11 protein-coding genes are annotated in these 10,951 nt (G+C 45.4%); 7 read left to right on the forward strand and 4 right to left on the reverse strand.

The window, feature by feature from the left end; all coding sequences use genetic code 11:
* Positions 1-36: 36 nt before the first annotated feature.
* The gene (locus tag JJU34_RS16680; protein ID WP_228693542.1) at positions 37-1,191 is read right to left on the reverse strand and encodes a DUF418 domain-containing protein; all 1,155 of its coding nucleotides are present in this window, start codon (positions 1,189-1,191) and stop codon (positions 37-39) included.
* Between the two features lie 269 nt (positions 1,192-1,460).
* On the opposite strand from JJU34_RS16680, the gene JJU34_RS16685 reads away from it, so the two are divergent.
* On the forward strand, positions 1,461-2,543 hold the full coding sequence (locus tag JJU34_RS16685; protein ID WP_228693543.1) for an amidohydrolase family protein: 1,083 nt from the start codon (positions 1,461-1,463) through the stop codon (positions 2,541-2,543).
* A gap of 182 nt (positions 2,544-2,725) precedes the next feature.
* Here JJU34_RS16685 and JJU34_RS16690 read toward each other — a convergent pair whose 3' ends face one another.
* Complete coding sequence (locus tag JJU34_RS16690) at positions 2,726-3,529, reverse strand: hypothetical protein (RefSeq protein WP_228693544.1); 804 nt, start codon at positions 3,527-3,529, stop codon at positions 2,726-2,728.
* Positions 3,530-3,791: 262 nt separating this feature from the next.
* On the opposite strand from JJU34_RS16690, the gene JJU34_RS16695 reads away from it, so the two are divergent.
* Genes JJU34_RS16695 through JJU34_RS16720 form a run of 6 tightly spaced genes read left to right on the forward strand, consistent with a single transcriptional unit; the run spans position 3,792 to position 10,017 of the window.
* Positions 3,792-4,820, forward strand: a complete 1,029-nt coding sequence (locus JJU34_RS16695) for a thiamine-phosphate kinase (protein WP_228693545.1) — start codon at positions 3,792-3,794, stop codon at positions 4,818-4,820.
* Between the two features lie 8 nt (positions 4,821-4,828).
* Positions 4,829-6,082, forward strand: coding sequence for a pyridoxal phosphate-dependent aminotransferase family protein (locus tag JJU34_RS16700; RefSeq protein ID WP_228693546.1), 1,254 nt, complete (start codon positions 4,829-4,831; stop codon positions 6,080-6,082).
* Positions 6,079-7,140 carry a DUF3419 family protein gene (locus JJU34_RS16705; RefSeq protein WP_228693547.1) on the forward strand — a complete coding sequence of 354 codons (1,062 nt, stop codon included), beginning with the start codon at positions 6,079-6,081 and terminating at the stop codon, positions 7,138-7,140. The genes JJU34_RS16700 and JJU34_RS16705 overlap by 4 nt, the downstream gene beginning before the upstream one ends.
* Entirely contained in the window at positions 7,137-8,084 is a 948-nt protein-coding gene (locus JJU34_RS16710) for a hypothetical protein (RefSeq protein ID WP_228693548.1), read from the forward strand. The genes JJU34_RS16705 and JJU34_RS16710 overlap by 4 nt, the downstream gene beginning before the upstream one ends.
* 25 nt (positions 8,085-8,109) lie before the next feature.
* Positions 8,110-9,045, forward strand: coding sequence for a diacylglycerol kinase family protein (locus JJU34_RS16715; RefSeq protein ID WP_228693549.1), 936 nt, complete (start codon positions 8,110-8,112; stop codon positions 9,043-9,045).
* Between the two features lie 3 nt (positions 9,046-9,048).
* The gene (locus JJU34_RS16720; RefSeq protein ID WP_228693550.1) at positions 9,049-10,017 is read left to right on the forward strand and encodes a UbiA family prenyltransferase; all 969 of its coding nucleotides are present in this window, start codon (positions 9,049-9,051) and stop codon (positions 10,015-10,017) included.
* 51 nt (positions 10,018-10,068) lie between these two features.
* On the opposite strand, the gene JJU34_RS16725 is transcribed toward JJU34_RS16720, so the two are convergent.
* Complete coding sequence (locus tag JJU34_RS16725; RefSeq protein ID WP_228693551.1) at positions 10,069-10,554, reverse strand: nucleoside deaminase; 486 nt, start codon at positions 10,552-10,554, stop codon at positions 10,069-10,071.
* A gap of 134 nt (positions 10,555-10,688) precedes the next feature.
* On the reverse strand, positions 10,689-10,951 hold a 263-nt coding region (locus JJU34_RS16730), incomplete at its 5' end, for a hypothetical protein (protein ID WP_228693552.1).

Below are 10,951 nucleotides of genomic sequence, written 5' to 3' on the forward strand. Positions count from 1 at the left end.
AATAAATATTCGCAGTTAAATAAAAAACAGATTGATTTAGCGTCGTAAAATCGGGATTACTTGTAAAAATGTTGCTGAGCGCCAAAGCCATTCCAGAGGTCCGAAACGAAATATTGACATCCATACCCATGCAAATGTTAGCTGTATTAGAAAAAAACCAGTGGTCACTGCCATGACGCCAACAAGTCCAAAATCTAGAATTTCAGCAGGATCTTTCGCATACAACCAAATAAGGAAGAAAGATTGGGTTACATATACCGTAAGACCCATTTTGCCGACTGGTATCAACATGTCGAAAAATCGTTTGAGAATTTTAAACCGGTACAAATACACTAGTAGCGAAACGTAGAAAATCGATTGTGTCATGCGCTCTATTGAAAACACCGCCTCAACGTATTTGCCAGGGACTTCGAAGGTATGTTTCAAATAGAGGTAAATGCCCCCAACAACTAGGGTTGTGCCAAAACTCCAATACATCAGCTTGGTAAAAAAAACACTGTTTTCTGGATTCTTATTAAACAAACCTCTTTTACCCGCATATAATCCTAGAATGAAAAGCGAGAAAACCGTAAATAAACGGCCAGAAAGCACCAAATAATCTAGTTTCGAAAGCCCCAAAAACTGGACAACAATAAATTCCCGGGTTTTTGATGCAAGATGGACTACCTCTTTTTCTATATCCGCATTGAAAAAACTAATGCCAATACTCAAACCAAATAGAATCAAAGAAAGCCACAATAGTCGGCTGGGGCTTAGATCTTTTACTAAAATCAATGCCATACCCAATAATGCGTATAACTGAAGAATATCTCTAGGGAAGAAGAGGCTGTGCACATACCCAATCATTAGTAAAACAGTCAACCTCCACAAAAATCTACCCGAAAATGATTGCCCCTTTGAAATAGCACTGTTCATTTGGATTGCAAAACTCAATCCGAATAGAAAGGAAAAGATACTGTAGAGTACTTTTGAAAATAAGTTGGATATGGCAATGTCGAGAATCCGATCCTGAGGGCTTAACAACGAAGCATCCATGGACTCCTCTCGGATGGTGGTGAAATCATTAAACGAGTGGATAACCAATATACCAAATAATGTTAGGCCGCGAAGAACATCCAAAACATAAATCCTTTCCAAATCATTGTTTTTTGATTTATGGCGCTTTGGAGTAATTTGAGTAATGTTTGTCATTCCTATCAAAAGGTAAGTGAAATAAGAAAAAATACACAAGATTCATATTGTTGCTACGGCATATCAAAAAAGAAGCCAAAGCCCATTAACCCTCAGGTAATTTATTTGCAACACCTGCAAATATAGTCTTGACGCTCTATTTTTGGAACCACCCGCAAAAAATATTTCAGAAATAGGTGCTTCTTGCGGTCAATCCGATTGGAATTTTCTTTTGTAATAGCGTTTCATTTGATATATTTAAGTACAATTCACCCCAAAACTTATTTGTCGTGACTATCAGAAAGAACGGAATCTTCTTGCTTCTATTTGTTATTTTGATTTCGTGTGAAACAAATGGGACATTTTATCGGATAGAGGATTATTCCAAGGTTAAAAAGGCAGATGTGCACGTGCATCTGGAAACTGAGCGCTCTCTGTTTGTGGAATTAGCCAAGGAACATAACTTCCGACTGGTAAATGTCTCATTGGAATATACGAAGGGATGGGAAGACGTGTACGGCAAGTACTCGTTCGGGCTGACGCAACATCGGGCAGCACCGGCATGGGTGGATATGGTCACTGCTTTTGCGGTGTCGGATTGGGATGACCCTGCATGGGAGTCGAAAACCTTGGCTTGGCTGAATTCTTGCTTTGATGCAGGCGCGGTAGGGGTGAAGGTGTGGAAAAATATCGGCATGGTATCCCGAGACACAGCGGGAAACCTGATTCAGATCGACGACCCGAAGTTTGATCCTATATTTAGCCATATTCAGAAGAGGGACAAAGTGCTGATGGGGCACTTGGCCGAACCCAAAAACTGCTGGTTGCCGCTTGAAGAGATGACTACCAACAATGACCGACGGTATTATGGGCGGCATCCGGAGTATCACATGTATTTGCACCCCGACATGCCTTCCCACGAAGAGCTGATTGCACGTAGGGATAGGGTATTAGAACGATACCCGGATCTGAAGTTTGTGGGTGCCCACTTGGGCAGTCTGGAATATGACGTGGATGAACTGGCCAAGCGCCTCGATCGGTTCCCCACTATGGCGGTGGACCTGGCCGCTAGGATGGGGCAGGTGTTTTACCAAACAGCGGAGAATAGGGATAAAGTACGTAATTTTTTTATTCAGTATCAGGACCGCATCCTGTACGGAACAGACTTGGCAGATAACGGTGAACGAACCCGGGAACAACTCAATCAGGCCATGGAAGATAACTGGAAAAGGGATTGGGAGTTTTTTGTCACTTCGAATACGATGGAGAGTTCGCTGATAGATACGCCTTTTCAAGGGCTGGCTTTGCCCAGGGAAGTGGTAGATAAGGTTTTCTACCAAAATGCGGTGAAGTGGTTTGGGCTTGTGGATTAAAATGAGAAATGCTTTGCAAACTACGTAGAAATATCAGTATTTGCTACACCCAATAACCCGAATTGCCCATATCAGGAGGGAAGCACCTGCCGTGGGTGTCTTTTGGGTTTGAAGGAATTGGGAAGACTCGCGTTCTTCCCAATTCGTCGTTTGCACCAAATTAATGGGATGATTTTTGGCTATTAATAATTTGAGTTCAACCACAATTCTATGGTGCCCTCTTTCGTAGTACTCTTAAATGCTGGTATAAATTTCACAACAGTTGTAATATCATCTGCGTCCAGTAAAGATTTTAGCGTGTTGGCAAAGATCGCATCGGCCTCCCAGAAATACCGAATTTCATGTATCGCTAAACCCTTGGCACTTTCCACAACTTCCACCCCAGGTGCCTGCATTCCGGTTGTTGCGATCTTTGCCCTTAGCATATTAGCCTTACTTCGACCGGCATTATCTCCAATTTGTATGTAGACAACTGGCTGCACTTTTGGCTTATCGGGTAGAATCAGCGGTTGCGCCATTATTCTATTGCTTTCGATAATTCGTTCTTCCAGTTCCTGTAGTTCATTCTTTGTCGTTGGATCAAGCAAAGCTTTCGAATCAGCCTTTAGCTGCGCTATTCTAACCCTATCAAGGGAATCCTGATACATAAACGCTTGATATTCCTTATCCACTTGATTATAATAGTCCAGCCAACCCTGCTTCAGCTTTTCAGAGGGAGTGACCGTGGAGAAATATTGCGCCAACATCCGTTTTTTGACGGGGTCGTGGTTTAGGATTATGAGTTCCGTTGCATATTTATCGTATTCCTTTATTTCACTTAATCCAGCCGCACGATCCCGGAATCCCCATTCGATAACCATGGAAACGATCACCAACGTCACGCTGCCAATAAACCATTTTACCAACTCAACCTTGTACTTGAATTTTTCAAATTCCAATCCCTTGTTATTTTCGGGATAAACACTTCTTTGTGGATCTTCTTTCATGGGACAATATGCTAGATGAACTTAAAAACATAGGATATATATATGGGACTTAGTATATCTAATAGGTTAGCGTCCTATCAAATATAGCTAGATATTGCTATAAATACTTTAGTATTTTCTGCAAAAAATAGTCGATCGATTAGCAATATTCAATTTCCATTACCGGACATTAATTTAGATTTTTAACAACGTTTAAGACAGGGATAGGACGACAACGGAATTGGCCTAATCCGAGTAGATCAACGTGTTGACGTAGTATACCATGGAAAATAACCTCGAAATTGACTTCATCCGAAAGCTTGCCGGCGTATTTCCGAGACATCCTTTGCAGGTAAATGGTCTGATGGAAGCTGATGCGGAGATCATTCGGTGCAACGGGGAGTATCTGGTGCTAAAGACGGATGGCATACACGAGGAGATTACCCTCGGGCTGTATACGGATCCTTTTCTGATCGGCTGGATGACAGTTATCGCCCCCCTAAGTGATATGGCTGCCGTGGGTGCAGTCCCATGGGGACTGTTACTTTCCTTGCAGGCAACCAAACACCGGCAGGAATGCTGGGAGACAGCGCTTCAAAAGGGAATCAGCGCGGCCTGCAGCTTCTATGGCGTCTACGTGCTGGGTGGAGACACAAGCTTTGCCGATGGGTTTTCGATCAGCGCAACAGCAATTGGCCATATCAAAACGGGCAGGCCTTTGATGCGCAGTGGATTGGCTCCCGATGACCATGTCTATACCACATCGCTTGCAGGAGCGGGCAATGCATTTGCGTATGCCCGTTTTTTTGATGCATCTGTCGATTTGCGCTATCAGCCGTTTGCCAGACTAAAGGAAAGCAAGACCATTCGGGGTTTTGCAAGTGCCTGCATGGACAGCAGCGATGGGTTGCTTCCTGCGCTGGCAGTATTATGTGAAATTAACCACATCGGTTGTCGCTTGGAGGTGCCGGTGATCGACTTGCTGATAGATGAGGCATTGACTGTACAAAGGCATGCCGATCTTCCCGAATGGATCCTGTTGGCCGGGCCCCACGGAGACTATGAATTGGTATTTACCGTCTCGGAAGCTTTGAATGCGCCGTTTTTGAAGGCCTGTGTGATTGATGAATGGGCCCCGGTATATCTGGGAAGGATAACTGCGGAGCCATACCTCTCATTTGATACAGACGGCCTACGGGTGCAATGCCAGCCAGCCACTATTCCTAACTTATATGCTGGAGCAGAGGGCAACCTTTCCAATTACCTAGAACGATTGTACGCGCAGCATACCTCCTGGTGCTCACAAAAATGAACTTAGCCATGACAAACACTACCTTTGCCAACCTAAAAACAATGCACCTACAGACTAGGCGGAAAAAACTACCGGAAAGGGTCGATGAATTTTCACGGTTTATGGCGGTCCTGCAACATACCTATAGGCGAACCGTCTGCAGTGCTTCAGAAAGGGAGGTTGAGGTGGTTGATCCCCTGACCCGTTTGCCCCGTAGGATGCTCATGTTTGCATCCAACAATTACCTCGGCCTCGCCAACCATCCCTACGTCATTCAACAAGTGAAGAAAGCGATGGACAGGTACGGCGCTGGAATTGGCGGGCCTCCGTTGCTCAATGGCTACATTAAGCTCATAGAAGAGACAGAGGAACGCGTGGCCGCATTCAAGCAGCAAGAATCTGCTATACTGTTTTCTTCTGGATTTATGACCAATTTGGGCATTTTGGGAGCCTTGACGGAGCACGGGGATACCATAATCTACGATGAATTAAGCCATGCTTCTTTCTACGATGGCCTGATGACTACCAAAGCAAAATCGCATGCATTTAGGCACAACGATGTAAGCCATCTAAGCCACCTGCTGGAGAGCTACGGCGCCGACACGGAAGGCTCGGTTTACGTTTGTGTAGAGGGCGTTTACTCCATGGATGGAGACATGGCCCCGCTAGGTGAAATCGCAGCGTTGTGCCTGCAACATGGTGCTGCATTGATCGTCGATGATGCCCATGGTACAGGGGTTTTGGGTGAAGGAGGTAGAGGTACAGCTTCCCAATTGAACTGCGAAAAAGAAATAGCCCTCTCTATGGGGACATTCAGCAAAGTTTTCGCTACCTGTGGTGGATTCGTCGCAGCATCCAAGCCTCTGGCGGAATACATGCGGTACTACGCCCGACCGTACATGTTTTCAGCCTCTATTCCACCACCGGTTGCAGCCACTGTATTGGCTGGATTGGAAGTGATGGAGCGAGAACCGTGGCTACGTTTTGAGTTACTTCAGAATATGGCCTATGCGGTGGGCAAACTAAGACACTTGGGATTGTACGCAGAGCCACAGGCTGCGATCCTAACCTTAGCTATACCGGCTGGAATGGATATTCGAAAAGCAGCTTGGTTGTTGCACCAAAAGGGAATATTTGTCAACTCCGTTGAATATCCCGCCGTGCCGGCCAATAAGCAACGCTTCCGGGTCAGCCTGATGGCCACTCATACCAAGGAAGATATCGATGGGCTCGCTACCGCGCTCGATGAAGTCTGGAACGACCCAACCGCTTACGCACTATGACTAGGTTGTTTTATACCCACGTAAACGAGGATAATCGGGTGGAAAAGGCCTTGCTTGCGGAGACATCCTGCAAAACCCTGGTCGCTGTAACCGGTAGCGGGGAACGGGTCATTGCCTTGTTGGACAAGAAGGGGCTTCAGACCGTCCATGCTGTAGATGTAAATGCGGCAGCGCTTTTCCTATTGGAATTAAAAATTTGCGCACTGAAGATGCTAAGTGTAGACGACTATCTACGTTTTTGTGGGCACAGTCCCGCCGCGGCCTCCATCCGAATAAAATGGTTTGAAGAACTGAAAGCGGGTCTTTCCCTTTCATGTATAGCCTACTGGGAAGAAGAAAAAAGGCTGATTAAAAGAGGAGTTATCCATGCAGGACATGTTGAACGGTTCTTGGGCCGCCTGAGGCCCTGGGTGATCAAATATCTTGGAAAGGGCTTTCGGGATGCATTCCACCGAGGAACTTCATTCGAAGGATTACTTAGGATAAGATGGAACCTGTTGCTTAACCTGTTTTCCTTCAGGGCCATTTACCGCATAGCCGGCAACAAAGACATGGCATTTGTCAGCAAAGATGCACAAGTGAATTATATCGCTGAAGGGCTGAAGCAACTGAGCAACCCCAATAAGATGCAGCGCTGCTTTATGGCTCATCTGATTTTCAAGGGAAACCTACATAACATGGACGATACGGATCTGCCGCCTTCTATGCGTCAAGCCGTGCTTTCCGAGGTTAAATCCAACCTATTACGAACATCAATCACCATCCAATACCACCACGTTGATGTATTACGATTTATAACCCAAAACACCTGGGGGCTTACTGAACCGGTGTTTTATTCCTTGTCAGATATCTTGAGTTTTGAGGACACGGATTACCTGTATCAATTGATCGATAAATTAACCAACCAAGAACATGTTTTGGTGTGGCGCACCTTTCTACGTAACCGAATGGTTGGTTGTTGGCAGGACAGGCTTCCAGGCAATAACTCCGTAAGGGATCATACCTCTGATGAAAGTACAGGGATGTATCAGGTGTTTTCTTATGTAAATAGTCTATGAGCCCGTCTAACTACGAAATAATTCCCTATCGGGAAGATTATGACGAGGAACTTTTGAAGTTTGAAAGCTCCATCGTCCAAGGCACAAACATCCAATTGCAAATGGTAAAAACACATTTTCTGAGTAGAGCGTTGCTTTTTGAAGAGCATTATGCCGGAATGGCTATTGATGTGCATGGCGACATCCTGGGAACGGCCATCGCTGCAAGGACCACGATTCAGATTAACGGCACTACGATGCCTGTAGGGTTTGGTTTGGATGCAAAGGTTGCTACTAGCGCCAGGAATAGGGGTGTGGGTAAACATATGGCAAAAGAAATGTACAGGCGTTTTTTTTCTCTCCATGGATTGACAAAAAATTTCATTACAGCCAAATTGTCCAATGCCCCTGTCATCCGGATGACGGCAGGAATTCTTTCTCGTATCTGCTTGTATGATTTTGTCTACCTGACCATTCCCACGAAGGCCAGAATCAATGGAATACCCCATATGAAGGCGGGAAAGGAGCTTTTTGGCGTACGCTTGTTCGATGCGGAAAAGATACCTGATAGGTACTACACTGCCTATAGGAGTGGCCTGGGGTGCTTTCATATGCATCATGTATATACCTTGAAAATCAGAAAGATACAGGGTATAATCAAATGGGGTATGGGAATTCTTAAAAGGCTCTATCCGAGCAAATACAAGGATGTCCCAAACGAAGGAGGTATCCTGTCCTTTTCCATCCTTTACAATCAGTCGGCAAGCAACATAGCTCACTTGAATCTTGTATTGGAGGATCTTGAACAATCCGGAATTACCCATCTGCTCGTATGCTGCCGCAAAGGGGACATGGTCTATCGGTCAATCCGCCACCTAGCGATCAATCGGTACAGGTATTACTTGGTAACTGATTTTCCGCTGCGGTCGAGCGACGCTGTGCAACTTGATGTACGATGTCTTTAGTTTAAAACAGCATTTAACCACAGACATGCATAAGCCCGTATTTGTGTTCGTCAATCCTTATTGTCACGGAGGAGAGGGATGGAAAAGATGGAAAGCTATTCGTGATGAGGTGGGAAAGCGACTTCCCGGCGCAACGGAAATTATTACGGAAAGTGTAAGTGAAATGGCCAATCGGGTAGGGGAGATCCTTGCCACGATTCATCAGGGCACGTTCGTTTCTGCGGGTGGCGATGGTAGCATGCACCAACTCGCCAATGTGCTTTTGCGATCAGGCCGGGCCAGCAACATAGGTTTGGGCGCTGTGGGCCTCGGATCGAGCAATGATTTTCTAAAACCTTTTCAAGCATGTATAGGAAAAGTTCCCGTCCGTATTAATGTGGTGAAGGATACCCTTCAAGATGTAGGAGAAGTCTCGTACCAAGACAGTTTTCGGACACCACAGCAGAAATATTTCCTGATAAACGCCAGCATAGGGGTGACCGCGGAGGGAAACCGACGCTTCAATCATCCAGGGTTTTTCATCAAATGGCTTAAGAAAAGAAGCACCGATGCGGCGATACCATTAACCGCATTATCGACCATTCTGACCCACCGAAATAGAAGGCTGCGCATCAGATACAACGACGTTGACTCGGACATGCAGGTATCCAATATCCATCTCCTGAGGTCCCGCTTTGTATCAGGAAACCTGCGTTATCCTCAAGGCCCGCAATCAGAAGCAGGGTTATTGTGCCTGCATATCTGTAGGAGCATGAGCAAATGGCAGCTGATCCAAACGTTGATTCAACTGGGAAAAGGTAATTTTAAGCCCAGCGAATACCGGCTGTCAACCCTTACAGACAGATTAGAGATACTTTGCAGTAACCCTCTTGTTTTTGAATGTGACGGGGAAACAGCCGAAGGGAGCATGCTAAAGTTTTCGGTAAAAAACCAAGCAATCAAACTACTAGGTACCGACTAGCCTATGAAAACACCAACTACCGTTTTTACCGCTTTCGAATGGCCTTTTTGGAAGGCTTATGGGGTTCAAATGCGCCCTTATCTGCTTTTTGTATCCGGAGCGGCAGGGGCAACGGGTATCGCTATGGGCAGTCAGGGCGATGAGGCTGTGTGGAAGTGGTGTCTGGCATTTGTCCCTTTTTTCTTGGGATATGGCTTTGGTCAGGCGCTAACCGATTGTTTTCAAACCGATACAGATAAGCTATCGGCTCCTTATAGGCCTTTGTCTCAAGAAATCATCTCCATACGTTCGGTTTTGATTACCAGTGTGTTGGGGCTTTTTCTATCTGGCTTGATCCTTTTTTGGCTACATCCACTGAGTTTCATTTTCAGTTTGACGGCGGTGGTGGGATTATCCACCTATTCCTATGTCAAGAGGCATTTTTGGTTCGGAGGGCCGTTTTACAACGGTTGGATCGTTGCTTTACTTCCTATGATGGGTTATTTTGGTGTCCGCGTGCCCACTGACTGGGAATTTCCTTCCGCCTGCTATGGATATATATTCCTAACCCTGATCAGCTATGCCAATTTTGTGCTGATCGGTTACCTGAAAGACATTGAGGCCGATAGAGCCACCAATTACCGGACTTTTCCGGTGGTATATGGTTGGAACAAAACGGTTTGGGTAGGAGATCTTTTTGTGTTGCTAGCGCTCTTTTTATTTTGGCTACAACCGCTAGGGGAACGTTGGTTTTGGTTTTTTGGTGTTACCGGAACTACGGTGATGGTCTTTGGCCAAGTGGCTGCCCATTTGACCAGCGAAAAAAACGAGGTAGGAGCGTTGATCCCAATCAAATCCACGGTAAGAGGATTTATTCTCTTGCATCTCGCGGTTATTGTTCAATTTCAGCCGGATTGGTATTGGATTGCCTTGGTTTTTTATGCGTTGTTTGAATGGGCGCTTTATAAGCGTCCGTCTACCTACCAGGTCTGATTACTAGCCTTTTCCGAAAAACGTCGTTGTGAGACCTACATAATTTTGTCCTCAGTAATTTGTACGGTCTTCTTTTTTTTTCCAATTCTGAAAGGGTTTTTCGGATGTTGGAATTCGGAAAGGTATAAACGGTATTTTGCGATCAGCGGGAGCCCGTTCCAGTTCCTTATAAATAAAGGCGTCGTCAAAACCGGCCGCAGCGGCTTCTTGCTTGGTACAGGCATAGAATACACGGGCCGGTCGCGCCCAATAGATGGCTCCCAAGCACATGGGACAGGGCTCGCAGGAGGTATATAGGTCGCAACCGGTCAGCTGAAAGGAGTCCAAGTTTTGGCACGCATTGCGTATAGCTACGATTTCGGCGTGCGCAGTCGGATCGTTGGTGGCAAGAACTGAATTGAAGCCTTTTCCGATTACTAGGCCATTTTTGACGACGACACAGCCGAACGGCCCGCCTTGGCCATGCATCATCCCTTGGTTAGCTAATTCAATGGCTTGTTTCATCCATTTTTTATCGTTTTCGGTTAATTCAGTCATATTATTGTTAAATATTTAGTTAAACAAGGGGATAAAAAACCTTTCAGGCTCAATGATACAAAAAACCAGTTTAACTTTTTTGTTCTGGGAAGTCGTTTTGGGAAATCTTCATTTGTTACATAATTTATATTATGTTAAATATAAATAAGACCTTCACTACTCACCCCAGATTTTCTGTAACCCATTTGCCATAACCAACCTAATTTAACCCTCCCTACATTCGAAATGTCACGAAAAGCACCGCCGAACCTATAAAGTGGATATTCCGGACTAAGCTGACCCCCCGATCCGGAGACATAAAAATAGTGAAAAAGTAGCTGCCAATCCGGCAGATGCTGACCCCTTCGTTTTGAATAATCCGGAGCATGTTGACCCCCCAGGTCTATAATCCGGAGTA

Source organism: Lunatimonas sp. (genome assembly GCF_020832325.1).
Lineage (GTDB): Bacteria > Bacteroidota > Bacteroidia > Cytophagales > Cyclobacteriaceae > Lunatimonas.

Coding starts and splice junctions, on each gene's coding strand:
- JJU34_RS16680 (WP_228693542.1), bottom strand. CDS start 1,191: ATGACAAACATTACTCAAATTACTCCAAAGCGCCATAAATCAAAAAAC.
- JJU34_RS16690 (WP_228693544.1), bottom strand. CDS start 3,529: ATGAAAGAAGATCCACAAAGAAGTGTTTATCCCGAAAATAACAAGGGA.
- JJU34_RS16695 (WP_228693545.1), top strand. CDS start 3,792: ATGGAAAATAACCTCGAAATTGACTTCATCCGAAAGCTTGCCGGCGTA.
- JJU34_RS16700 (WP_228693546.1), top strand. CDS start 4,829: ATGACAAACACTACCTTTGCCAACCTAAAAACAATGCACCTACAGACT.
- JJU34_RS16705 (WP_228693547.1), top strand. CDS start 6,079: ATGACTAGGTTGTTTTATACCCACGTAAACGAGGATAATCGGGTGGAA.
- JJU34_RS16710 (WP_228693548.1), top strand. CDS start 7,137: ATGAGCCCGTCTAACTACGAAATAATTCCCTATCGGGAAGATTATGAC.
- JJU34_RS16715 (WP_228693549.1), top strand. CDS start 8,110: ATGCATAAGCCCGTATTTGTGTTCGTCAATCCTTATTGTCACGGAGGA.
- JJU34_RS16720 (WP_228693550.1), top strand. CDS start 9,049: ATGAAAACACCAACTACCGTTTTTACCGCTTTCGAATGGCCTTTTTGG.
- JJU34_RS16725 (WP_228693551.1), bottom strand. CDS start 10,554: ATGACTGAATTAACCGAAAACGATAAAAAATGGATGAAACAAGCCATT.